Annotated in this window: 34 protein-coding genes and 1 tRNA gene; 15 read left to right on the top strand and 20 right to left on the bottom strand. The window is 63.2% G+C overall.

Annotated elements, in window-relative coordinates; all coding sequences use genetic code 11:
* Positions 1 to 49: 49 nt before the first annotated feature.
* The 3 genes from RX329_RS24275 (at position 50) to RX329_RS24265 (ending at position 876) form a co-directional block, all read left to right on the top strand.
* Positions 50 to 310, top strand: coding sequence for a hypothetical protein (locus tag RX329_RS24275; RefSeq protein WP_007591459.1), 261 nt, complete (start codon positions 50 to 52; stop codon positions 308 to 310).
* A 58-nt stretch (positions 311 to 368) separates the two neighbouring features.
* The gene (locus RX329_RS24270) at positions 369 to 620 is read left to right on the top strand and encodes a hypothetical protein (RefSeq protein WP_317244417.1); all 252 of its coding nucleotides are present in this window, start codon (positions 369 to 371) and stop codon (positions 618 to 620) included.
* Positions 621 to 705: 85 nt separating this feature from the next.
* On the top strand, positions 706 to 876 hold the full coding sequence (locus RX329_RS24265; protein WP_018454403.1) for a hypothetical protein: 171 nt from the start codon (positions 706 to 708) through the stop codon (positions 874 to 876).
* A 27-nt stretch (positions 877 to 903) separates the two neighbouring features.
* Here the strand turns inward: RX329_RS24265 and RX329_RS24260 are convergent, their stop codons facing one another.
* The gene (locus RX329_RS24260) at positions 904 to 1,425 is read right to left on the bottom strand and encodes a MarR family winged helix-turn-helix transcriptional regulator (protein WP_018454402.1); all 522 of its coding nucleotides are present in this window, start codon (positions 1,423 to 1,425) and stop codon (positions 904 to 906) included.
* 54 nt (positions 1,426 to 1,479) lie between these two features.
* On the opposite strand from RX329_RS24260, the gene RX329_RS24255 reads away from it, so the two are divergent.
* Positions 1,480 to 1,959: a carboxymuconolactone decarboxylase family protein gene (locus tag RX329_RS24255; RefSeq protein ID WP_018454401.1), complete on the top strand. Its 480-nt coding sequence runs from the start codon at positions 1,480 to 1,482 to the stop codon at positions 1,957 to 1,959.
* Between the two features lie 21 nt (positions 1,960 to 1,980).
* Entirely contained in the window at positions 1,981 to 2,478 is a 498-nt protein-coding gene (locus RX329_RS24250) for a cupin domain-containing protein (RefSeq protein WP_085353466.1), read from the top strand.
* Between the two features lie 30 nt (positions 2,479 to 2,508).
* Here the strand turns inward: RX329_RS24250 and RX329_RS24245 are convergent, their stop codons facing one another.
* The 3 genes from RX329_RS24245 to efp form a co-directional block, all read right to left on the bottom strand.
* Positions 2,509 to 3,495 carry a DUF808 domain-containing protein gene (locus RX329_RS24245; protein WP_018454399.1) on the bottom strand — a complete coding sequence of 329 codons (987 nt, stop codon included), beginning with the start codon at positions 3,493 to 3,495 and terminating at the stop codon, positions 2,509 to 2,511.
* Positions 3,496 to 3,578: 83 nt separating this feature from the next.
* Positions 3,579 to 5,201: a peptidoglycan DD-metalloendopeptidase family protein gene (locus tag RX329_RS24240; protein WP_085353465.1), complete on the bottom strand. Its 1,623-nt coding sequence runs from the start codon at positions 5,199 to 5,201 to the stop codon at positions 3,579 to 3,581.
* 23 nt (positions 5,202 to 5,224) lie between these two features.
* Positions 5,225 to 5,791, bottom strand: a complete 567-nt coding sequence (gene efp / locus RX329_RS24235) for an elongation factor P (RefSeq protein WP_026232726.1) — start codon at positions 5,789 to 5,791, stop codon at positions 5,225 to 5,227.
* Positions 5,792 to 5,953: 162 nt separating this feature from the next.
* On the opposite strand from efp, the gene epmA reads away from it, so the two are divergent.
* The 3 genes from epmA to RX329_RS24220 are packed head-to-tail and all read left to right on the top strand — an operon-like array spanning position 5,954 to position 8,404.
* A complete protein-coding gene (gene epmA / locus RX329_RS24230; RefSeq protein WP_085353464.1) occupies positions 5,954 to 7,018 on the top strand; it encodes an EF-P lysine aminoacylase EpmA in 1,065 nt (354 codons plus the stop codon).
* Positions 7,015 to 8,109, top strand: coding sequence for a lysine-2,3-aminomutase-like protein (locus RX329_RS24225; RefSeq protein ID WP_085353463.1), 1,095 nt, complete (start codon positions 7,015 to 7,017; stop codon positions 8,107 to 8,109). The genes epmA and RX329_RS24225 overlap by 4 nt, the downstream gene beginning before the upstream one ends.
* A 43-nt stretch (positions 8,110 to 8,152) precedes the next feature.
* On the top strand, positions 8,153 to 8,404 hold the full coding sequence (locus RX329_RS24220) for a hypothetical protein (RefSeq protein ID WP_018454394.1): 252 nt from the start codon (positions 8,153 to 8,155) through the stop codon (positions 8,402 to 8,404).
* A 54-nt stretch (positions 8,405 to 8,458) separates the two neighbouring features.
* Here RX329_RS24220 and RX329_RS24215 read toward each other — a convergent pair whose 3' ends face one another.
* From RX329_RS24215 to RX329_RS24185, 7 genes are all read right to left on the bottom strand, one after another.
* Positions 8,459 to 9,544: a 3-deoxy-7-phosphoheptulonate synthase gene (locus RX329_RS24215; protein ID WP_085353462.1), complete on the bottom strand. Its 1,086-nt coding sequence runs from the start codon at positions 9,542 to 9,544 to the stop codon at positions 8,459 to 8,461.
* A 234-nt stretch (positions 9,545 to 9,778) separates the two neighbouring features.
* Positions 9,779 to 10,357: an HdeD family acid-resistance protein gene (locus RX329_RS24210; protein WP_026232724.1), complete on the bottom strand. Its 579-nt coding sequence runs from the start codon at positions 10,355 to 10,357 to the stop codon at positions 9,779 to 9,781.
* A 74-nt stretch (positions 10,358 to 10,431) separates the two neighbouring features.
* The gene (locus RX329_RS24205; protein WP_317244416.1) at positions 10,432 to 11,472 is read right to left on the bottom strand and encodes a PrsW family glutamic-type intramembrane protease; all 1,041 of its coding nucleotides are present in this window, start codon (positions 11,470 to 11,472) and stop codon (positions 10,432 to 10,434) included.
* A gap of 570 nt (positions 11,473 to 12,042) precedes the next feature.
* Positions 12,043 to 12,315, bottom strand: a complete 273-nt coding sequence (locus RX329_RS24200) for a hypothetical protein (protein WP_018454389.1) — start codon at positions 12,313 to 12,315, stop codon at positions 12,043 to 12,045.
* 104 nt (positions 12,316 to 12,419) lie between these two features.
* Positions 12,420 to 13,046, bottom strand: a complete 627-nt coding sequence (locus RX329_RS24195; RefSeq protein ID WP_317244415.1) for a PilZ domain-containing protein — start codon at positions 13,044 to 13,046, stop codon at positions 12,420 to 12,422.
* Positions 13,047 to 13,211: 165 nt separating this feature from the next.
* Positions 13,212 to 13,859: a hypothetical protein gene (locus RX329_RS24190; RefSeq protein ID WP_085353460.1), complete on the bottom strand. Its 648-nt coding sequence runs from the start codon at positions 13,857 to 13,859 to the stop codon at positions 13,212 to 13,214.
* A 98-nt stretch (positions 13,860 to 13,957) separates the two neighbouring features.
* Positions 13,958 to 14,032: transfer RNA gene (locus RX329_RS24185), tRNA-Glu, on the bottom strand.
* 224 nt (positions 14,033 to 14,256) lie between these two features.
* Here RX329_RS24185 and RX329_RS24180 point away from each other — a divergent pair.
* The 3 genes from RX329_RS24180 to RX329_RS24170 are packed head-to-tail and all read left to right on the top strand — an operon-like array spanning position 14,257 to position 14,989.
* Entirely contained in the window at positions 14,257 to 14,511 is a 255-nt protein-coding gene (locus tag RX329_RS24180; RefSeq protein WP_007591415.1) for a PilZ domain-containing protein, read from the top strand.
* Between the two features lie 58 nt (positions 14,512 to 14,569).
* Complete coding sequence (locus RX329_RS24175) at positions 14,570 to 14,815, top strand: hypothetical protein (RefSeq protein ID WP_085353459.1); 246 nt, start codon at positions 14,570 to 14,572, stop codon at positions 14,813 to 14,815.
* 21 nt (positions 14,816 to 14,836) lie between these two features.
* Positions 14,837 to 14,989, top strand: coding sequence for a hypothetical protein (locus RX329_RS24170; RefSeq protein ID WP_162496334.1), 153 nt, complete (start codon positions 14,837 to 14,839; stop codon positions 14,987 to 14,989).
* A 110-nt stretch (positions 14,990 to 15,099) separates the two neighbouring features.
* Here the strand turns inward: RX329_RS24170 and RX329_RS24165 are convergent, their stop codons facing one another.
* The 3 genes from RX329_RS24165 to RX329_RS24155 all read right to left on the bottom strand — a co-directional run bounded on the left by RX329_RS24165 (position 15,100) and on the right by RX329_RS24155 (position 17,141).
* Positions 15,100 to 15,738 carry a glutathione S-transferase family protein gene (locus RX329_RS24165; protein WP_085353458.1) on the bottom strand — a complete coding sequence of 213 codons (639 nt, stop codon included), beginning with the start codon at positions 15,736 to 15,738 and terminating at the stop codon, positions 15,100 to 15,102.
* A gap of 323 nt (positions 15,739 to 16,061) precedes the next feature.
* Positions 16,062 to 16,514 (bottom strand): VOC family protein, encoded by a 453-nt coding sequence (locus RX329_RS24160; protein WP_085358759.1) that lies wholly within the window; start codon positions 16,512 to 16,514, stop codon positions 16,062 to 16,064.
* Between the two features lie 228 nt (positions 16,515 to 16,742).
* Positions 16,743 to 17,141 carry a VOC family protein gene (locus RX329_RS24155; protein WP_085353456.1) on the bottom strand — a complete coding sequence of 133 codons (399 nt, stop codon included), beginning with the start codon at positions 17,139 to 17,141 and terminating at the stop codon, positions 16,743 to 16,745.
* A 288-nt stretch (positions 17,142 to 17,429) separates the two neighbouring features.
* Between RX329_RS24155 and RX329_RS24150 the strand changes: the two genes are divergently transcribed.
* A complete protein-coding gene (locus RX329_RS24150) occupies positions 17,430 to 17,630 on the top strand; it encodes a hypothetical protein (protein WP_018454381.1) in 201 nt (66 codons plus the stop codon).
* A 5-nt stretch (positions 17,631 to 17,635) separates the two neighbouring features.
* Positions 17,636 to 17,905 (top strand): hypothetical protein, encoded by a 270-nt coding sequence (locus RX329_RS24145; protein ID WP_018454380.1) that lies wholly within the window; start codon positions 17,636 to 17,638, stop codon positions 17,903 to 17,905.
* Positions 17,906 to 18,533: 628 nt separating this feature from the next.
* Here the strand turns inward: RX329_RS24145 and RX329_RS24140 are convergent.
* Positions 18,534 to 18,749, bottom strand: a complete 216-nt coding sequence (locus RX329_RS24140) for a DUF3072 domain-containing protein (protein WP_026232720.1) — start codon at positions 18,747 to 18,749, stop codon at positions 18,534 to 18,536.
* A gap of 160 nt (positions 18,750 to 18,909) precedes the next feature.
* Between RX329_RS24140 and RX329_RS24135 the strand changes: the two genes are divergently transcribed.
* Positions 18,910 to 19,125 (top strand): hypothetical protein, encoded by a 216-nt coding sequence (locus RX329_RS24135; RefSeq protein WP_018454377.1) that lies wholly within the window; start codon positions 18,910 to 18,912, stop codon positions 19,123 to 19,125.
* 168 nt (positions 19,126 to 19,293) lie between these two features.
* On the top strand, positions 19,294 to 19,674 hold the full coding sequence (locus RX329_RS24130) for a hypothetical protein (protein WP_018454376.1): 381 nt from the start codon (positions 19,294 to 19,296) through the stop codon (positions 19,672 to 19,674).
* A gap of 22 nt (positions 19,675 to 19,696) precedes the next feature.
* Here RX329_RS24130 and RX329_RS24125 read toward each other — a convergent pair whose 3' ends face one another.
* The 5 genes from RX329_RS24125 to RX329_RS24105 all read right to left on the bottom strand — a co-directional run bounded on the left by RX329_RS24125 (position 19,697) and on the right by RX329_RS24105 (position 21,939).
* Complete coding sequence (locus RX329_RS24125) at positions 19,697 to 20,206, bottom strand: hypothetical protein (protein ID WP_085353455.1); 510 nt, start codon at positions 20,204 to 20,206, stop codon at positions 19,697 to 19,699.
* Positions 20,207 to 20,426: 220 nt separating this feature from the next.
* Positions 20,427 to 20,603 carry a hypothetical protein gene (locus RX329_RS24120; RefSeq protein ID WP_007610124.1) on the bottom strand — a complete coding sequence of 59 codons (177 nt, stop codon included), beginning with the start codon at positions 20,601 to 20,603 and terminating at the stop codon, positions 20,427 to 20,429.
* Positions 20,604 to 20,772: 169 nt separating this feature from the next.
* Complete coding sequence (locus tag RX329_RS24115; protein WP_085353454.1) at positions 20,773 to 21,045, bottom strand: hypothetical protein; 273 nt, start codon at positions 21,043 to 21,045, stop codon at positions 20,773 to 20,775.
* 175 nt (positions 21,046 to 21,220) lie between these two features.
* A complete protein-coding gene (locus tag RX329_RS24110; RefSeq protein ID WP_085353453.1) occupies positions 21,221 to 21,523 on the bottom strand; it encodes a hypothetical protein in 303 nt (100 codons plus the stop codon).
* A 245-nt stretch (positions 21,524 to 21,768) separates the two neighbouring features.
* Entirely contained in the window at positions 21,769 to 21,939 is a 171-nt protein-coding gene (locus RX329_RS24105; RefSeq protein ID WP_231170940.1) for a hypothetical protein, read from the bottom strand.
* Between the last annotated feature and the right edge of the window lie 42 nt (positions 21,940 to 21,981).

Genomic DNA, 21,981 nt, shown 5'->3' with positions numbered 1-21,981 from the left:
AAATTGTCGCACTCACGCATTCCCTCCGCATGCAATCGAGGAGGACGAGATGAGGAAATATCTGTTTGCGGCCGCCATGGTCACCGCTATCGCAGCCCCCGCATTCGCCGACGAAGTCGGTGTTCATGTTGGTCCGGTCGGCGCCGGCGTGACCGTCGGACAGTCCCCGGAATATCGAGAGCGTGACCGCGATCGTGATCGCACCACCGTGATCAAGGAGCGCGAGCCTGCCGACCGCACCACCGTCATCAAGAAGGAAGATGAATTCGGTAACCGCGAAAAGACCGTGATTCATCACGACAACGACTAACGGAGCGGGGCCCCGGCCGATGGTCGGGGCCCGCCTTCCGTCGAGAATTCGGGGTCGAATGAAGATACGCGCGCATGCAGAGAGCCACGTCGTCGAGCTCGACGACGGATCACAATGGCAGATTTTCCCTGGCGATCTCGCCACCACACTGAGCTGGAAGCCCGAAACCGATCTGCACCTGGAGCGAAGCGGCGAGCGGGTGAGTTCGCATGAGCTGGTGAACGACCCCGATCAAAGCCGCGTGCGGGTGATCGCAGCGGGCGAGACCTGGCCCGATGGCGAGGTTAAGAAAGTGTTGAAGGGCGGGTAGGGCGCGCCTGCAACGGGTCGGATATCCCCAATTTTGAGCCTGTCACTTTACGGTCGATTCGCTTCCGTCTGCGCACAATGCGTGAATGCAGGAGCTGTTCGACATCATCCGCGCCAATCCCTGGCCGTTCGGCGCCGGGTTGTTCGTCGTCGTCCTGATGATCCTCGCGGAGAACTTTGGGCGCGGTATTCAAGGCCACGGCGCCGTCAGTGACTTCCCGGATTCGGACGGTGGCGACGGCGGAGGCGGCGACTAGGTCCCGCCAGCGGCAAGCGCGCTTCGCCTAGTCCTCCTGCAAATCGGCCGCGATGCCTGCGAGCCAGCGGCGAATGCTTGCCTCGGCCTTGACATCGAGCCCGGCGGCCAGCCGCTTCTCCAACGCAATCACCCTTTCCCGGCACGCTTTCAAAAGCGCCGTGCCGCGCGGCGTCAGCGTCCATTGCTGGATGCGGCCGTGGACGGGATGCGGCGTCATCACAATCGCGCCGTCACGCTCGAGATTGCGGATGATGACGCCGACGGTCTGGGGCGTCAGAAAGGTGAGGCGGGCAACGTCGGCGCCCGAGAGGCCCGGATAGGCGTTGAGCATGGTCAGCACCGCGAATTGCGGTGAGGTGACACCGAGATCGGCGAGCGACCGCTCCATCGTCAGACGGACTGCGGCGTGGGCCTGGCGCAAGAGATAGCCGAGATAGCCTTGCTCGCCGCGCTTGCCTTCCCCTGGGGCTGGCACGCGCACGGCGTCAGGCTTGGCAGTCTTGCGCCGGGATTTCGATCTCGTGATACTGGGCGACTTGCGCAACATGTAAGTGCTCTTATAAGATGTAAGCGGTCTTACAATACCACGAGGTGAACGGCAATGTCACACGCCCGCAGCGAATACGAGGATTTCAAGAAGATCGCGCCGGATGCGTATGAGCTGGTGCTGGCGCTCGGCCAGGTGGCGGCCAAGGCCGGTCTCGACAAGCAGCTTCTCGAACTGGTCAAGCTCCGGGCATCGCAGATCAACGGCTGCGCCTTCTGCGTGCAGCATCACATCCTGCTTTCGGAGCGGATCGGCGTGCCCGTCGACAAGCTCAATTTGGTCGTGGTCTGGCGCGAGGCGCCGATCTTTTCCGCGCGCGAACGTGCCGCGCTGGCCTGGACCGAGGCGCTGACCTGCCTGCCCGACGGAGTCGGCGAGGGCGTGTATGCCGAGGCGAGCCGTGAATTCTCCGAGACCGAACTGACGTACCTGACCTCTGCGGTTGCCTCGATCAACGTCTGGAATCGTTTCGGTGCGGCGTTTCGCTGGACACCGGCGAAGCGACCGGTCGCAGCGAATGCGGCGGCATCCTGATTGCAACGAAGGGAGATCGTGATGACGGTAGTAAGTTTGCCCACCACATTGGCGCCATCGCGTTCGATGGCGATCGCCGTCGTCGGCGGGCTTGCGTGCGCGCTTGCGATCGGCAAGGCGTTGCCGGTGACGATGGACACCATTTCCGGCGCACTCGCGCCGCTCTGCGCCACCGCCGCCGAAAGCTCGCCGCTGGACAAGGTCGAGCCGATCGACTCCTACGCGCTGCCGAACGTGCCGGGCAAGCGCGTCACCATCGTGCGCGTGTTCTACGGCCCTGGCGGGTTCTCGCGGCCGCATCGTCACGCAGGATCCGTCACCGCCTACATAACCAAGGGCGAGATCCGCTCCCAGCTCGGCGGCGGCCCGGTCGAGACGTTCGGCGTCGGCCAGTCCTTCTTCGAGCCGCCCGGCTCGACGCATCTGGTCTCGGCCAATGCCAGCACCACGGAGCCGGCGGAATTGATTGCCGTGTTCGTGGCGGACGAGGGCGCGCAACTCACGACGTTGCTGGAGTAGCCGGCACCCGCAATCTGCAGCCGCTTTTGTTCAGGTCGGCTGCGATCGCTTCAGACGTTTCCATAGCGGTGAAAGACCGTATGTGACGGCCGGTATCGCAACTGCGCCGACAAGGAGCCCAATAACGCCTGAAATGGCTGCCTCGACCGCCCATCCGACGGTGCCGGCAATGGAGGGAAGGCGGTGCGCGGCAGCCTCGGTCGCGGCATGAACCGTATGGCCGACTACCGGTGGGCCGTATTGTTCGATGCCGTGCAGGATGATGCCGCCACCGACCCAGATCATCGCGGCGGTGCCGATGGTGCTCAGCACCGCCAGGAAGACAGGCATGCCGCGGACCAGCGCACGTCCAAGCAATCGGATTGCGCCGCCAACAAGCGAGGCGCCGTCATACCGCGCAAGGGCCAGGCCGACATCGTCCGCCTTCACGATCAAGGCGACCACGCCGTAGACTCCAACAGTGATGAAAATGGCGACGAGTGCGAGCACGAGCGCCTGGGTCCAGATGCTGCCCGCCGGGACGGCCGCCAGCGTGATCGCCATGATCTCCGCCGACAGGATGAAATCCGTTTTGATGGCGCTTGCGACTTTCTTGTCCTCGACCGACCGCGCGTTCAATGCAATTGGCTGGGGCTGGGCTTCGTGGTGGCGCGCATCATGCGGCATCGCGGCTTCGAGCACCTTCTCGGTGCCCTCATAGCACAGAAAGGCGCCGCCCAGCATGAGCAGCGGCGTGACCGCGGCGGGAAGGAAATAACCAAGCAACAGGGCAATGGGCAGCAGGATCAGCAATTTATTGCGCAGCGACCCAACCGCAATCTTGCCTACGATCGGCAGTTCGCGTTTCGAGGCAAAGCCGATCACGTAGTTCGGCGTGACGGCTGCGTCATCGATGACCACGCCAGCCGCCTTTGCTCCCGCCTTGGCCGTTTGGCCCGCGACATCGTCGAGCGAGGCTGCCGCCACCTTTGCGATCGCTGCGATATCGTCGAGAAGACCAATCAGTCCGACACTCATCAACCCAGTTCCTTCGGCCTTCCATCGGGCGGTGTGTGCGACAACACGCTTTTGCACTGCCTGGCAATGGAAGGAGCAAGCCGTCAGTTCTCGTCGCCGCCCGATCCCTCGCGCAGGTCCGGCTTGAGCACGTCCTCCGGCAGCGCATGCGCCACAGGCTGTGGCGTGCCGGCGATCTCCGGGCCGACCTCGCGGCCGCGGGCGTGGATCAGGCGCTCATAGGCGGAGACCAGCGTGACGTAAGGACTGACCCAGATCCAGCCGTCGCGGGTGAACACTTGCACGTCGAAATGCAGGTGCATCGAGGTGCCGGCGGGATGGTCGAGATAGTTCGAGACCACGCCGATCTTCTCGCCCTCCGATACGATGCGGCCATTGAGCAGGCCATCCGCGTTCAGCGCCTGCGGGTTCATATGCATGTAGCGGAAGCGAATGTGCTCGCTCCGGCTGTTGATTTGCAGCGTCACAGCCTGGTCCTTGGAAGCGCGTATAACCCTCGCATCCCGCACGGCGACGACGGCGCGCTGCTTGGGATCACAGGCTTGGCGGCCTTCACCAGGCGGTGGGCACTCGGCCGCGCGGATGTCCTCGCCCTGATGGCCATAGCCGCCGCCGCATTGCCAGACCTCGAAACTCCGGGATTCGCAGAAATTGTCGCGCCAGGGATAGGCGGTCGTGCTCTCGATCTTGTCGCGCTTGGCATAGGATTGCGAGTGCACGAACGCGGGCGCCTTCTCGAGAGGAAACCGGATTTGTGCGTAGGCCATCACGTCGGGATGGCCGCCCTGCTTGCGATAGCCGGTGTTCGGGATGATGTCGCCGCTCGGCCTGTAGGTGAAGTCCGGGGAGCGTACCGTGGGACGATCGAGAATGTTGGAAGCGATGTCCGTGAGCGGCCGCATGCGCTGGCCGCCCGCCACGCGCAGCGCCTTCAGGAAGCGCTCGGCGATCGGATAGGCCTCCTTGCAGGCAAGCCGCCGCGGCTTGGCAACGCTGTCGAGGCATTGGATCGACACCACATAGGCGACGCCGAAACGGGTGAAAGCGTAGCGCATATAGCCTTCCCGGATGAACTTGCGCAGGTCCGGGTAGAGCGCCGCGAGCGGTTTGACCGGCTCGCCCTTGCCGCCCGAGGGATCGGCAATGTCATAGACCAGCGCCGAGCCCGTGATCTGCACCTCGACCGGCCTTGCGAAGACCCGGCTCGGCATGCCGTCTCCGGTACCAGGCTCGAACGAAAAGGTCGCGCTGTAGCCGGCGGGACCTGCATCGAACAGGTCGACGGAATTGAAGTCAGCCTGGTAGCGCGACAGCGCGACGGTCGCCGGCGCGCCATTGCGCCGAGCTTCGAGATACGCGGCAGCGTCGAACGGCAGCAGCACGGGCACGGAGCTGCGGGCGATGCCGGTGAAGAATTGCGAGGAGATCGCGTTGAGCTGCACCAGCGCCGGCATCGCGCGCGGATCGTAGCGCGGCACCGAACGACGGGGTGCGAAGATGAAGTCTTCCGCGGCCCGGGGATGGACGTTGATTTCGGTGCGGAGCTGGTCAAGCGCCGCGCGCCAATCGACGCGCAGCGCCGTGAGTGAGGGGCTGCGGAACTCATCCGCAGCAAGTGGAGAGGCAATGAGGAGCGAAAGCGACGCCAGAAGTTGCGAGACGAAGCGGAAACTTTTCCCAACCACTGTCTCGCCCCCCGGCGGCACCTGTTGCGCTCGCTTTGGTCCCGTCAGTCCTTGGCACGCTCGGAGTAGGAGCCGTCTTCGGTCATCACGACGATTCGGGTGCCGACGGCGATGTGCGGCGGCACCGTGGTGCGAACGCCATTCGAGAGCACGGCGGGCTTGTAGGACGAGGAGGCGGTCTGCCCCTTGGTCACGGGCTCGGTCTCGATCACTTCCAGCGTCACGCGCTGCGGCAGGGCGATCGATACCGGGTTGGAACCGTGCAGCGATAGCTTGACCGTCATGCTCTCCTGAAGATAGGCCGCCGCATCGCCGATCACATCCTTGGACACCTGGACCTGGTCATAGGTCTCCGGGTTCATGAAGTGATAGCCGTCACCATCTTCATACAGGAAGGTGTAGTTGCGCTCTTCGATTGTGGCCTTCTCGACCTGATCGGTGGTCTTGTAGCGCTCGGAGATCTTTACCCCGTCCGAGATTCGGCGCATTTCGATCTGGCTGACCGGGGTGCCCTTGCCGGGATGGATGTTCTCGGCGGTCACGACGACATATAGCTTGCCGTCTTGCTCGATCACGTTGCCCTTGCGAATAGAACTGGCGATGACTCTCAAAGCTGTATTTCCTGCTTGCTTGGCCCGGCTCGGGCCAGGACGTGGTCAAATTGATGGGGGACCTGGGGCCCCAAATCAGACCGCGGCACCCGTTTCGGGCCGCAACATACTGGTTTTGCCGTTGGATGCCAGCATTTTGCTGGCTTGCGGGACAGCCGGTTAATGGCTGGGGACAAGCCGATGTCGCCGTTCTGGTCCCCCTCGCGGCATCTCGACCGCCGGCCCTTCTTGCAGGCCAGGGGAGCCATCACTGGGGCTCTACGGGGATTTTTCGTCGAGCAGGGCTTCGTCGAGGTCGAAACCTCCGTTCTCCAGGTCTCCCCGGGCAACGAGACCCACCTGCACGCCCCCCGGACCGAGATCATGCGGCCCGACGGCAGCCGTGTGAGCCGATATTTGCGGACCTCGCCGGAATTCGCCTGCAAGAAGCTGCTGGCGGCCGGGGAGACCCGGATTTTCGAGTTCGCCCGGGTGTTCCGGGACCGTGAGCGCGGCGACCTGCATTTGCCCGAATTCACCATGCTGGAATGGTACCGGGCAGGCGCCCCCTATGACGCCATCATGGCCGATTGCGTCGTCCTCATCGCCCGCGCGGCCCAGGCGACCGGTATCGGCACGTTCGCCTTCCGCGGCCGGACCGCCGATCCCTTCGCCGAGCCGGAACTTGTAACGGTGGCCGGCGCCTTCGAGCAGCTTGCGGGAATCGACCTGCTTGCGACCATTTCCGGCGGCGAGGGCGACCGCGCCGCGCTCGCGCGGTCAGCTGCCGGCAAGGTCCGCGTGGCCGAGGACGACACCTGGTCCGACATCTTCAGCAAGGTTCTGGTCGAGCATGTCGAGCCGCATCTGGGGCAGGGCCGTTTGACCATCCTGTTCGAATACCCATCTCCAGAGGCGGCACTGGCGCGCGCGAAGGCGGGCGATCCCCGAGTCGCCGAGCGGTTCGAGGTCTATGCCTGCGGTGTCGAGCTCGCCAACGGTTTTGGCGAACTGACCGACGCCGAGGAGCAGCGCAAGCGCTTCACGCAATCCATGGCGGAGAAGCAACGCCGCTACGGCGAAGCCTATCCGCTGGACGAGGACTTTCTGGTCGCGGTCGCGGCGATGCCGGAGGCAAGCGGCGTCGCGCTCGGATACGACAGGCTGGTGATGCTGGCGAGCGGCGCGTCGCGAATTGATCAGGTGGTGTGGACGCCGCCTGCAGATGAAACGTTGAGCGAGACATGATGAAGAGCAATCTTGCGCGCACATTGCGCGAGCCGGCCGAACTTGTGGCCGAGCAGCTGGTGTCAGCCACAGCGCTGCCGGTGCTCGATCGCATTGCCGCACGCTATGCGGTTGCGATCACGCCGGCGCTGGTCGATCTGATCGACAGGTCCGATCCCGACGATCCCATTGCGCGCCAATTCGTTCCGACTGCCGCAGAGTTGGAAATGCAGCCGGGCGAGAACGCAGATCCGATCGGCGATCATGCGCACTCGCCGGTTCCCGGGATCGTGCATCGCTATCCCGACCGTGTGCTGTTCAAGCTCGTTCACGTCTGCGCGGTCTATTGCCGCTTCTGCTTCCGCCGCGAGATGGTCGGACCCGGCAAGGAGAACGCGCTCTCGGACGCCGCCTATCGCGCGGCGATCGACTACATCCGCGCGCACAGCGAGATCTGGGAGGTGATCCTGACCGGGGGGGATCCCCTGATGTTGTCGCCGCGGCGGATGGGCGAGATCATGGCCGATCTGGCCGGAATCGATCACGTCAAGATCATCCGCCTTCACACCCGCGTGCCGGCGGCCGATCCCGCGCGCATCAGCGACGAGATGGTGGCTGCGCTCAAGGCCGAAGGCGCCACCACCTGGGTGGCGCTGCATGCCAACCATGCGCGCGAACTGACGGGACCGGCGCGTGCCGCCTGCGCGCGGCTGATCGATGCCGGAATTCCCATGGTAAGCCAGTCCGTGCTTTTGCGCGGGGTCAATGACAACGCGACCGCTCTGTCGGATTTGATGCGAGCTTTCGTCGAATGCCGGATCAAGCCCTATTATCTGCATCACGGTGATCTCGCGCCGGGCACTGCGCATCTGCGAACGACACTCGCCGAGGGGCAGAGTTTGATGCGGCAGCTGCGCGGACGGCTGTCAGGACTGTGTCAGCCCGACTATGTCATCGACATTCCCGGCGGCGCCGGCAAGTCGCCGGTGGGACCGAATTACGTGTTGCCGATGCAAAATACCGCACCTGATGCGGGTGATGCGGCATCGGAAACGCGCTATCGTATCGTGGATTATTGCGGCGACGTTCACCTCTATCCGCCCGAGACCTGATTGGTCGTGATGGAGATGCTGGCTCGAGGAATGGAGAAGCAAAATGAGAAGCATCATCCTAGCACTGTCGCTTCTGACGGTGTTCGGCAGCGCCGGCTTCGCGCAAACGGGAAGCAAGGGATCGACGACCTCGGGACAATCGGCGGGTTCTTTGCCGCCTGCGCCCGTCGGTCATCGGCAGCCGCGCGCTGGCGACGTGCCAAGTGAGAAGAACCTGAGCGACCCGAACGATCCCCTCAGCAAGGAAAATCAGGCGCTCGACAAGAAGATCAAGAGCATCTGCCGCGGCTGCTAGGCGCCGGGAAAGCGGGCAGGGTGCGACAGCCTCACCCCGCCCGCAATCGTTTGGTCAGGCGGAGCGCTCGTGCAGCCCTGCGCGCTTGATGTTGCGCCGGATCTCGACCGCGTCAGCGAGCTGCTTGAGCACGGTTGCCGTGGTCGCCCAGTCGATGCAGCCGTCCGTGATGCTCTGGCCATAGGTGAGCGGCTTGCCCGGCACCACGTCCTGGCGTCCGGCGACGAGATTGCTCTCGACCATCACCCCCATGATGCGGTTCTCGCCGCCGGAAATCTGCCGGGCGATGTCGGCCGTTACGAGCGGCTGGTTTTCCGGCTTCTTGCTCGAATTAGCGTGGCTCGCATCGACCATCACGAGCGGTGCGACGCTTGCTTTCGCCAGATCGTTGCAGGCCGCCGCGACGCTTGCCGCATCGTAGTTCGGCGTGCTGCCGCCGCGCAGGATGATGTGACAATCCTCGTTGCCCGCGGTTGAGGCGATCGCCGAGCGGCCGAGCTTGGTCACCGCCATGAAATGATGCGGATTCGAGGCCGACTTCACCGCGTCCGCCGCAATCCGCACATTGCCGTCGGTGCCGTTCTTGAAGCCGACCGGGCAGGACAGCCCCGAAGCCAGCTCGCGATGGATCTGGCTTTCGGTCGTGCGCGCGCCGATCGCGGCCCAGGACACGAGGTCCGCAATGTATTGCGGCGTCGTCATGTCGAGGAATTCGGTGCCGGCGGGCAGGCCGAGATTATTTACCGCCGAGAGCACGTTGCGCGCCAGCCGCAGGCCCTTGTTGATGTCGAAGCTGCCGTCCAGATCAGGATCGTTGATCAGGCCCTTCCAGCCGACCGTGGTGCGCGGCTTCTCGAAATAGACCCGCATCACGATCTCGAGTTGGTCGGCAAGCTCTTCGCGCAAGCTCGCGAGGCGCTCGGCGTATTCGAGCGCGGCCCTGGGATCATGCACCGAGCAGGGGCCGACCACGACCAGAAGCCGGTCGTCCTGGCCATTGAGAATCGCATGGATGGCGTTGCGTGCGGCCATCACCACGCGCGTCGCGGTGAGCGTGCGCGGGACTTCCCGCATCACCTCTTCGGGCGTGCTCAGCTCTTTCAGTTCGCGGATACGAAGATCGTCGGTCGTGCTCAGCACGGCGGGCTCCTGTCATTTTGAGACCCTGCCGGCCAATAAAAAAGCCGCCAGGTCTGGCGGCTTGTTCGGACGTTTGCTGCAATGTTTCAGATTGAGCGCGATCCTCCTGCCGCCAGCGAGCTGTCGTAGCTAAAGTACCAAAAATAGCTGGTGACGAGGGTGATCATCGCCCGTCATATAGCGTGCGATCGGCGGCTTGTCACCCCCCAATAGACGTGACGGCCACGCGGCGCCTCAACTGTTGCTTTTGCGTGCCGCCAGCGCCATGCCGATCAGGGTGGCGCCGCCGAACAGCAGGTTGATGCCGACGAGGATACCGATCGCCCATTCCGCCGAGCTCGGCAGTCCCGTGATCACCATGAACGAGATCGCGATGTCGACGAGGCCCGAGATCAGGAGCCACGACCAGCGGCCGCCCGGCTCGCGGCGATGCTCCAGCGCGTACATGATGGTGGCGACGCCCTCGGCGAGGAAATAGGCGCCGAGCACGATGGTCAGCGTCAGCACGGCCTGGATCGGCCGCGCCAGCAGCAGCATGCCTGCAAGCACGGCCAGCGCGGCCGAGATCAGCGACCACCAGAAGCCCGGCGTGCTGCGCGCCCAATAGGTGGCGATCAATCCGCCGATGCCGCTGATCAGGAACATCCAGCCGAGGAAGATCGCAATCGCAAGGCTTGCGAGCGGCGGCAGGATCAGCGCGGCGACGCCAAGCACCGCAAGCAGGATGCCTTCGAACAGAAAGGCCTTCCAATGTGCCTTGACCGTCCCGCTCATGGCGGATTGCAGCCGGGAAAAATCCTCAGGCGATGTCATGGGCAGGCTCCGGATCGAGAGGTGTGTCCTCAATCTAGTCTAGTACGTGCACACCGCGCTTGCCATCCCGCGGCTCAGCCGCCGCCGTGCGCCGACGAAAAACCTTCGCCGCTGGTGCGGATGCGGTTGCGGCCGAGAACATAGATCGCGGTCGTGACGATCAGAAGTGCGAGGCCGAGCAGGATCGAGACCAGGCCGATCGGGATCAGGGCCAGCGTCAGATTGCGCTCGGGATTGATGAGCCAGTGATGGATCGAGGTCAGCACGAAGGCGAGCCCGAGAAAGCCGACGCCGCCACCGGCAAGCAGCAGCGCCCACATCCGGCGGAGCTGGCTGAGGCGCTCGCGCGCGACGTCGGTTCGGGGCGCGTGATGGCGCGCGACGCGCCGTACCAGGCGGACAGCGAAGGCGATCGAGCTGAAGCCGATCAGCAGGCTCGCGCCGCCCAACCACATCCGCAGCGCCGGATCGAGATCCGGCATGCGCTGAAGCGTGAGCAGGGGGAAGTCGAAGGCCGAATGCAGGGCGAGCGGACCTGCGAAGATCAGCAGCCGGCTGGAGAGACGAGCCCAGTCGCGATGATGGCGGTTGGCACCCAGCGCCGTGCCGGCGCGCGCGATGGTCAGATAGGCGCCGGCGATGATGCCGAGCGCGCCGTGGAACGGCACGGTCAGCACGCTGCGCAAGGCGGCCAGCGAGCGCCACATCTCGGCGTGCTGGACGAGATAGGCGAGGTTCTCGTAGGCGGCGAAGCCCAGGCCAACCGCGGCGCCATAGACCACGGTGTCCATCGGATTGGCGAAGGTCCGCCGCTTGGTCGAGGCGACCAGCACGATCGCGATCACCTTGACCGCTTCCTCCGGCAGCGCGACGCCGAAGATCGAATGCATGGCCAGTGCCGCCCACGGGTTGTCCGGGGCCGCAACCATCTTGGCGAAAGGGGCGCGGGCCAGGCCCAGCAGCGAAATGCTGGCCGCGCCGAGCAGGAAAGCGGTCCAGACCTGGGCCGGCGGTCCGGGGCGTTCCTCGGCGGCAATGACGAGCCACAGCATCAGCAGCGCCGGGGCAATGGCGGCCGTTCCGATGACGGTGGGTAACGCTTCAATCAGGTACATCGGCGCCGAAAATAGGTTCCCTTGATCCGCTTATCTACATTCCCTGATGCGACCTTGTGTCATGCGCTTGCTGTCGCGCCTCTTAACAAGCGTGACAGCCTGCGTTCATCAGGACAGTCGCCGAGGTGCAGAATAACGAGCGCAATCAATTGCATGACAGAACCACCTCGTCATCCCATGACAACGGTCGCGCGCCCGTCATCGGATCGCGATTGGTAAGTCAGATCAAGGCAATGTGCAGGTTTCTTCGATTGACGATGCACGTGTCGCCGCGGCAAGTCCAGAGCCGGGATTGCCCCGTCCGGGCTACGCACGGCCGGCCGAGCCGGTCTAGTCACGCTTGATCGCGCGGGATGGGGACGCGGTGCGGCGGCCCCGGAGTTGCTCCACCTCCCAGAAGGCGCGGATAAGGCACGTACCAAGGCAGAGCACGATGAGCAACAGCAGAAAGGCCTGATCGAAGGCGGGGATGTGAGTCATGGCAATGATAAAGCAACGGGCGTGCCACGCGTTCCCGCCACGCGCCCTGCCGCGGCGGCTGGCTGCCGATCGTAGCCCGCTTTGACTGTCTCAATGCGTGGTGAGCGGCGGCGGCGCGTCGGGCGCGACGTCGAAGGCGCCGAGATGGAACTCCTCGCCGGTGGACGCGTCCGGCTCGGAATGCTGCGCCATCAGCGTGAACGCGGCCTGCGGGTATTGCTTCCAGATATCGAGATCGTCGGCGGTGATGGTGAGCCAGCCGAACGTGTACATGTAGCGTCCGGGCTCGGTGACCCGGCCGACCCTGTCCCAGGTGATCTTGTCGACTCTGACCTTATCGACTGTAATTTTCTCGACTGCCATTCGGTCCCCCGATCGCAAGTCTGCAAATGACGTCCGGAACGAGGCGCGGACCTTCAAAAGCTTATCTCGAAATAGGGCTGCGATAGGGCAGCGCGGCCGGAGGATCAGGCCGATTGCAGCATGGCCGTGCGGACGATCAGCCGGACGACGTCGTCCCGCGACTGATTTTCGGCGAATTTGACAGCAAAGCCGTTTTCGAATTTGCGGATCACGCGCCCGACGCAAGCGCCGACCGCAAGCGGGGTTCCCACTGGCGGATCGTATTCGCAGGATATCGCGACACCGGCCGTGGAGACGTCGATGATGAAGCAGGCATGGGTGCTGCCGTCGGCGAGCGTCAGGAAGGTGTGCGCGACCTGCGGAACGAAGCGCGCGTCATTCCGCAGCTCCTGGACGCTGGCGTCCTTTTGCTTCTTCTCGAGCCAGGTCAGCTTTTCCGACATCCAGGCGCGCCGGGCCCGCGTCATGTCGAGCTCCATCAGGAAGCCCGATTTCAGCGTCGCGCTGATGGTGCATTGGAATTCGCCAAAATCCTGGAAGTAGGAGGTCACGCGCTCGCCGACCTTTCCGACTACGGGAACGTCGACCATCATGCGGAACGGTGAAACGCGGCTGGTGCGGCAGGCGAAGGTACGGAGCTTGCCCTCGCAATCGTACCAACGCGGCAGCGAGTAGCTGCCACTCACGGTGACATGCACGGCACGCTGTCTGAGGAACTCTGCGACGGACATGGGCGCCAATCGTGTTTCGGAGGTTTTCCGTAATTCCACGGTAGCAATCAAATTCTAAGCAAATGATACCGGCGCTCACGAGCAGGGGTAAATTTCCGGTAAATGCGCAGATCGGGGCGGGCGGCATAGCGCCGCGATTGTCAGGCCCGTGACCTCACGATCGCGTCATCCGAGCAGCACCAGCAGAGCCAGCACGCCAAGGGCCATAGCGAGCTTGATCGTCGCGCAGGCCAGGCCGCTCGGTCGCCTCTCAAATCCGAACCACGGCAATGCATGCTGCATCGCGCGCGTTGCGAATGCTTCGACGATGGCGAACAAAAGAGCGATTCCGGCGAGCAAGGACCACGATGTGTCTGGAAGCATCCATGTCGCGAGCCAGGCGGGGACGGACGCTTTCAGCGATGCCAGCAGCGCGAACCATCCGAACAGGGATACGAAGCCCTTGATGATGTCGGGCCCGATCGTACCAAGCTCGAGACGGATGCCGATCTTTGCAAGAGCGAGTTCGATGCGCTCGCCATCGGTGAAGAAGAGAAAAGCGCCGAGGTAGAGAGGAACGCGCGACTGAAACAGCAGCGCGATGATGCCGAACAGGACGGCGTAGCCGCAGGCGTCCCCGAGAATGTTCGTGCCGGCCGTATGCGACGGCTCCAACGCAGGCGTTGCCCGAGGCAGCGACCTGGCGCGCGCCATGTGCTCCAGCATTCTGGCGCGCCGCTCCGGCACGTAGGCTGCCGTGCGGTGGATCCATGGCGGCAGCGCCGGCGAGGCAATCCCGGCCTGGTCGTCCGAGGGAGATTTGTGCTGCGCCATCGGCCTGCATCCGGTTCAGTCTGGACATTGGTCGGAGGCGAGGGGCAGGGAGGTTCATGCGGGGCGGCAGATTCGCCCTGTCATCTAACGCCGGATGATGGCGCTCCCTAGCGGAATCGAACCGCTCTCTCCACCGTGAAAGGGTGGCGTCCTAACCGATAGACGAAGGGAGCAAACCCAGGGCCCCGCCGCTTTTCGCGGCACGGCCGCTGGCCGCCCGAGTCATGCCCGGCGGCTGCAGCGGGCGAACCTATAATGGCCTTTGGCGCCCTGGGCAAGCCGTTCGGGAACGGTCTTTTGGCACCGGTGGATAGCATCCCACCCAAGGATCGGTCGGCCGAATTCAACGGTTTCTTAGGTTCCCTGAGCTAGCGCTGGACTGGGAGAATTTAAGCCGATGCCACCGCCCAAGAAGCGCGCAGCCCGCAAGTCGCTGTCGCAGCATGCCTGGATCACGCTCGACGGCGGATTCGCAGCGCGGCAATGCCTGGTCCAGGACATCTCCGCCACGGGCGCCAAGATCACGCTGGACGAGGATGCGAGCCAGCTCCCGGGCGTGATCCGGATGGCGTTCGCGCGCGATGCGCGGACCGGGCGGAGCTGCCAGGTGGTGTGGCGCCGCGGCAAATCGGCCGGCATCAAGTTCATCTGATCCCCGGGCAAAGCGACCCCGATGGCGCGCGACGCCGGTCCGGGCTAGTACGGCCTGCATGCGTGCGCCGCTCCTCATCCTGATCTCGTTGCTGACGACGTCCGCGGCCGCGGCGGAAGCCTTGCGTCTGCCGCCTCCGGAGCGCCCACAGGCCGGCAAGGCCTTGCCGCTGAACGGTGCCGGCGGGAGCGCGAAAGCGGGCTCCTGCGCCGCCTATGGCCGCGGCTTCCATCTGGTCGAGAGCACCGGCACCTGCGTCAAGATCGGCGGCTCGATCAGCGTCGAGACCACGGTCAGGCGCTGAGCCCCCATACCGCCGGACATCATGCGGCCCGAGATCATCGTCCCGTTCGTGATGTATTGCGCGCTGCTGTGGTGGGTCGGCCGCGGCCTGAGCTGGACTGCGCGGCTGGGCACCGCGGCGGTCACGCTCGTGCTGATTTTCTGCGTGCTGCTGTTCGAGCGCGGCTGGCCCTAAAACAAAAAAACGCGAAAACAACCCCATGCACAGTAGCCGCCATCTCCCGGCGCCGCGCGGCAAAATGCCGATTCATCGTGCTCGTAACGGACTTTAAGCCGCGCCACCGCTCACGACATCGGCGGTGCCACAAATTGCGCAAAACCGGGCCGTTTGCCGAGTTCGGCGAGCCAGCGCGTCAGATGCGGCTGCGCGGGCCGGGTGATGCCCTCGACGCCGAGCCAGCGCCGCGCATAGGCGCCAACCGCGATGTCGGCGAGCGTGAACGCATCGCCGTCCATGAACGGACGCGTGGAGAGCAGGCGGTCCGCGATGGCCCAGACCTCGGCGGCGGCATCGGCATCCTTTTGCACCTGGATCATCTCGCGCTCGGCGGGCGGCGTGCGCACGATGCCCCAGAACACCGGGCGGTCGACCGGCTGCACCATCGACAGCGTCCAGTCGAGCCAGCGGTCGACGCTGGCGCGCAGCCTCGGCGCCTCGGGATAGATCGGCGTGCCGCGCCCATGCGCGAGGCAGAGATAGCGCATGATCGAATTGGATTCCCACAGCGTGAAGTCGCCCTCAACCAGCGTCGGGATCCGCGCATTGGGATTCATCGCGAGATAGTCGGCGTCGCGGGTCTTGCCGAACGCCATGCCGGCGTCGATGCGCTCGTAAGCCAAGCCGAGCTCGGTGAGGCACCACAGCACCTTTTGCACGTTGACCGAATTGGCGCGGCCCCAGATCGTCAGTTTTTGGTCCGGCACATCATCCTCCCGCGGCGCTTCTTTCGGCGCGGGTAATAGCGGAATTCACTGCGGCGAGCGACGGGCGATTGCGCCGATCCTCTCATGCAAAAGGTCCGCATGCAAAAGGTCCGCATGCAAAAAGCTCCGCCCGAGGCGGAGCTTTCATTGCAAGGCAAAGCCTGGTCAGGCGATCAGCGGCCGAAGAACAGCCACAGCAAGATGATCACCGGGATCGGCACGCCCAGCATCCACAACAAAATTCCGCGTCCCATCGCGTCCTCCTCCAATTGCATTATCGAAGAGAGAACGCTTAGGAGAGGGGCTGGTTCCGGCAAAAAGGCCTACCAATGGCCGATGTTGGGCATCGACGACCACGGCTCCTGCGGCGGCTTCGGATCGCCCTTCTGCAACAGCTCGATCGAGTGCAAATCCGGCGAGCGGACGAAGGCCATGTTGCCGTCGCGCGGCGGACGGTTGATGGTGACGCCGGCCTTCATCAGCTTCTCGCAGGTCGCGTAGATGTCGTCGACTTCATAGGCGAGATGGCCGAAGAAGCGATCCTCGCCGTATTTTTCCTCGTCCCAATTCCAGGTGAGCTCGACCAGCGGCGCGCCGCGCGTCTGCGGCTGCTTCTTCAGCGCCTCGAGATCGTCCGACGAGCACAGGAACACCAGCGTGAAACGCCCCTTGTCGTTCTCGATCCGCCGAACCTCCTTCAGCCCCAGCGCATCCTGGTAAAACTTCAGCGCGACATCGAGATTGCGCACGCGCAGCATGGTGTGGAGGTATCGCATGGTTGTTGCTCCCTGGGTGGATGGAGGGTTTTTGGTTCGGCCGAGCCGAAGGGAGTAGGAGATAGCAGGAAAATCCGGGGAGGGGCAGGGGGCGGGTGCACATGTGCATGAGGGTGAAGCCGGCTGATGAAGTAAATCAGCCGGCGAAATTTCAATGCACTCTCACCGAAAATCCAGTGCCGCACATGCGCCATTGGCTGTGTGTGCGGGGCGGTCTGCTTTCGCGACCTATTGCGCCGCGAGGCGGTGTCCGGCCTGCTCGATCGGCGGCATGAAGCGCGATACCGCGGTGCCTTCGGGGTCGCGAAACTGGAACGTCCTGTTGCCCCATGGCATCGTTTTCAACTCGTGCACCAGCGTAACCTTGTCTTTCAGGCGCTGATAATCCGCATCGATGTCTTCAACCTGAAACTCGATCCCGGCGGTGCGGTTCGCGCCGGGCTCGGCACTGTTTTCTTTCCAGAGCGTGACCGTCTCGGCTGCGCCGATTGCGAGGTTGGCGCCCGGCGTCACGATCTTGGCGAACACCGGCGCGAGCCATTCGGCGGAACATCCGGTCACCATTTCGTAGAACGAAACCATGATTTTGATGTCAGTAGCGATCAGGCGAGTGGAGGCGAACTTCATGGCATGTCCTTTGGTTGACCGCAGATTTGAGCGGCATCGCGGGGCTCGTCGCACACCGCTGCTGCCACCCTGATGTCAGCAGTCACGATGCCGCGCCGAGCGCGCCGTGAATGGCGATGGCATTGCTCAAGCGCTAGAAAACGAGCCCTTCACGAAGCCCCACAGCGCTAACCGGGTCCTCAGAACGTGACGCAAATCGCAGAACTGGGCCACCTCACTCACGGGGGACACGGGGTTGTTTAGCCGTTGGCAGATGAACTCCCCGCGGAACTGACGCGACTAACCGCTATGGCCAATATTCTAGGCGAGCTTCTGTTTGCACTTATCCGCTCGATTGTTGCCGGATGGGCGTATGCGCTCTGGGTCAAACTGGCGACATGGCTCGAGCCGAAAATTCAACGGCGTTGGGTGAAGATTGCCGTAGGAGGCCTCCTCGGCCTGGCAGCCTTTTTTATGATTCCGATCGTGATGGCGCTGTTGGGCCTTTGAAGACAATGAAATCCGTTCTCACCGTCGCACTGGCAATCGGGGCCCTCGTCTCGACGGTGCTGCTCGTCATGGAGCAGCTAACCGACTACTCCACCCCTGTGATGGCATGGGAGATGCCGGGTATATCCGCAGCTTACCTTTTCTGGGGAGCTGTCGGCAGTTCCGTTTTCTTGGGCGTCGCCATCACTTGGGCCGTGAACGCCATCGTTTACGGGGCGCCCGCTTTCGTTGTCCTTACAGTCATCAAGCTGGCAATCCGCGATCTGCCGAAGTGACAGAACTGAGCTCGGCGCGGAGCCGATGCTCAGCGCGCTCAAGAAAATGAGCGGCAGCAGGTCATGCAAGGCGCCTGACGCGCCTTGCGTGATCGTCTGAAATTTCGCCTGCCGGCGAGCGGCCGGACGGCCGGCATCATGAACCACGACGGAGTTCGAGGCGACGAATGCCCGTAAACGAAGGTCTCTCGTCGTGAAATGGTTTAGACGATACGCAGTTGGCTGCCTGATCGCGGTGCTCCTGTTCTCGGGCCGAGACAGTTACAAACGGCCCGGCGAAGACATGCGCTACGGGGCCATCCTTATGGTAGCCGCCGGTTGGCCTGTTGTTGCCGCGATTGTCGTGGGAAGCACCATCGGTGACATCGTACATGACGTGAAGCAAGGCAAAGCAGGATGAGTGCCCGGCTCGCAAAGCGACAGGCCCCGATCCCGGCATTGAAGTTGTGGAATCGACATTGCGGGATCGTGCGCTCAATCGACGCTGTCTGTGCCCGACGAAATGCAGCGCGCTCAACGTTTGTGAATGCAGCGTTGGCCGAACGCCTGCAACCTTCCCGCGTCACTTCTGATCATCGGTGAGTCATGTTCTTCCGTCTCGCAGGGGCGGGGCGTACATGCCCGCTGTCTACTTCTCGAGCCCGGCCTTTTGCCGCATCGTGTCGATCAGCTCTGACGCCTCTGCCTTGGTCAGATCCTTCTTGGGGAGGGGCTTGTGCGCCTGCTCGGCGAGGGTCTTGAGGTAGGATTCCTGGGCGCCGGTCATCGGGTCGTCGCCGGAAACCCAATCCTTCGGATCCTTTTGTGTGTTGTCCCCGGTGTTGTCAGCTGTCTTGTCAGCCATCGCGATCTCTCCTTTTCCACCTAACGTCGGCGCGCGCTTGTCGTTCCTCATTTGTTCGTCAGTCGAAAACGTGCGGAAATTGAACGTCTCGAGATCTGCCATGAAGAACCGACCTACTGGCCAGCGCGGAACAAGCGCTCCCGCCAAGCGTAGGTTCTGCATGAGCGAGAACCTGTCCCATCTCATCGAACATTCCGTGCAGATCGCCTGGGATTATCTGGAGCGCACCGGACAAGTCAGCGACGCGCCGTTCACCAGCCGCTTTCTCTCGGCCGCCGTCGAAGAGATGGTCCGCAAGGGCGAGCACAGACGCCTCATGCTGGCCAACCGGGCCATCACGGCGTTCGAGCGGCTTTCCAATAGGCAAGCTGCATAGATCGGTCCCCGGCCTTCGGTCGTCACTGCGCGGCGGTCCTGCAGTTCTCCGAGTGCAATTTGTTGAACCCCGGCGAAGCCCGGCGCGACCAACCGCCATGCTGCAAAGCCTGCTCGGCATCGGAATTGGCTTCGCGGCCTATGTGCTGAGACACCAAAGAGGAAAGTCGTGAAGGCGATCACACTGCTCGCGGTGGCGGCCATGCTGCTGGTGGAAATCTTCGGGTCGAAGGCGAGCGTCGGCGGCTCGATGAGCTTCATGCTGGTCTTTGTGCTCGTGATGCTGGCTGTCGCGATCTACGAGGCTTGGTCGAACGAGCGCGGCGCGATCGGATGGATCGTCAACCTGTTCGCTTCGGCGGTTGGCGGGCTGGTTGCGGTTGCCCTGATCGGGATGGCCGTGGAGGCGATGCTGCCATACCTTCACCTCGAAGGTTCGCTCGCGTCCTCGCAACATCCCCTGAAATACGTCCTAGTCGCAGCCATTGCGATCTGCATGGTGCTGGGATCATGGCTGCCGCTGTTGGCCGTCAACCGGTTTCGTCACTGAAGGGCACCCGGCGTCGCGCTCCCTAGCGCTTTGCTTCCTGCTTGCCACGCCTGATTTCCTCAGCCTCGTCCACCAGCTTCAAGGCGGCGCCGTCGTAGCTCAGCTTGAGCCCACGGCCGACAGTCCATATCCATCCGTCCCCGGCGTCCCTGGTTGGCTGGGCGTTGAACTGGTCGGAGATCGATTTGACGGCAGCGTCTTGGGGACCCGGATTGTTCAACTCCGCAATGACGCGCCAGATGGGATGTTTGGGATCAGGATTCCCAGGGTCAACGTCGTCGGCAAAGATCGTGACCTTGGCGCCGTCGACTGCGCACTCCAGGACGTAGGAATCGCGAATCTGACGGCAGCGGTAGCGACGTTGCGTGACGAGCTTGTTGGTTTCGTCGAATGTCATCCCTGGCGAAAAGCCGAGGATGTCGGACTTCTTCACGAGTGCCATAGACGCAGGCTTTAGAAAGCCGGGCTGTACCGCCACGAGAACGGCGGCAACAACAACGATCAAGCCGGCGACAACAATGGCAATCTTCATCAGCCCCTCACAAGAAACGTTCGACCATACAACAGCCGGAGCGTTCTACCAGCCATCGCCCTGCATGCTTCGAGCCTCCGGCTATTTTTGTAGGACTGCACCTTCGGAGGATCACAGCTTCGGAAGATCGCATGGGCACGTATCGGCTGGTCATGAACGTGAAAAACCGCCCCTGACATGACCAGGGGCGGCTTTCACCAAACGGGGTTTCGAACGCGATCTAGTGACCGGTGCCCGGCTTCGTCGTCTTCGGCGGCTTGCCGTCTTCGATCCGGCCTTCGTTGCGCAAGTCGCGACCTTCCTGGGCCTTCTTCTGGCTCTCGGGGGACTTGCCGTGTTCGTTCATCTCTTCTTTGATGAATCCGGCGCCTTCCTTCACTTTACCTTCAACGCTCATGACGATCTCCTTGCTGGAGATGGGGCAACTCGCGGCAAGACCTGACCGTTCCGGTGCGCGCACGATTGTGAGGAGTGCATTCGACAGGTTCCAAAGACCCTTCTCATGAAATGGCCGCGCCGCTTGTGGAAGCGACGCGGCCGGGAAGCGAGCCGTACAGGAAACCGGCTTACTTCTTGTTGCTGCGGGTCTTGGTACCGCCCTGGTCGCTGCCCGGGCCGGAGCCGCCCTGGCCGGAAGCGTCGGGCCTCACCATTCCGCCCTTGCTCATGCCGTCATGGCTCACGCCGGTCGTGCCGCTGCTCATCGTGCCCTTGTCCGTGTTGGTCATGCCGGGCTTCTGCATGTTGTCGGACTGCGCGGCGGGGCCGGTCTGGGTCTGGGCCAAGGCAGAGCCGCACATGATGCCGAGGGCGGCGGTCGCAATGACGAGCTTCTTCATCTCAAACTCCTGGTTGGTTGTGTGGGCCAACGGGAGCGCAGAAACCGTGTTCCTAAAACAAGGCGTTCTGGAGTGCAAAAATTCTCGTCTGCAACGAGGCGTTGTCGGTTCTGCTTGAATCAGAACTGCTCCAGATTGTTGTGACGCGTTTTCGTCCCGCGAACTTGAAAACGCTCTAAGCCGCAAGCCGCTGATCGGCCGGGCCCGTCAGGTGCTTGAGCACTTCCGCGTGCTCCAGGTCGGGAACCGCAATGGCCGTGTGGCTGTAGCTCGTATTGGTTCGTGAGTTTGCAATCCTGTCCAGGATCTCGCCGCCCTTGATGACGTGGAGACCCATGCCCTCTCCCGACGGGAAGATCGCGAGCACCACGTCATAGGCTGTGATGACGGCGCGAAGCGCTTCGGCCTTGTCTTCGGCAATGTCGACGAACACGCGAACATCGGCCGCGAGTTCACGCAGCTCGTTAAAATTCAGCACTGTGGGGTACTCCAACACAACGATACTAAGAGGAGCTTGGAGGCGTTAGGTTACCGAAGTCTCAACGGCGCATGCCCAGCCAAAGGTTTATCGACCAGGCGCTCCCGTCCAGCCGATAGGACGCGCGGGCGTTGCCGCTTGCTCGGCAAGGCGCCGGCACGGAAAGAACCTATGGAGCGGGAGGGACGAAGCGCGCCTCATACCCATACGGGCGTCACGCGATACGCGCGTGACTCATGCGCGGTTTACTTGGCGTATCCCTGGGAGCGGAGCCACGCGATCTTGCGGTCGCCATTGATCCAGTCGTCGGCGTCTGCCTTGCTGGTGAAGCCCTTGATTTCGCGCTGTTCGCTGTCCGGGTAATCCGCCAGGATTTTCCAGTCGTTGTCTGCAATGCGGACGGTTTTGAAGGTCACTTTTGTTTTTGCCATGCCGCATTATGCAGGAGATGGCCGGAA

The sequence above is a fragment of the Bradyrhizobium sp. BWC-3-1 genome (genome assembly GCF_032917965.1).
Classification (GTDB): domain Bacteria; phylum Pseudomonadota; class Alphaproteobacteria; order Rhizobiales; family Xanthobacteraceae; genus Bradyrhizobium; species Bradyrhizobium canariense_D.
This window is presented reverse-complemented; position numbering and strand designations above follow the sequence as displayed.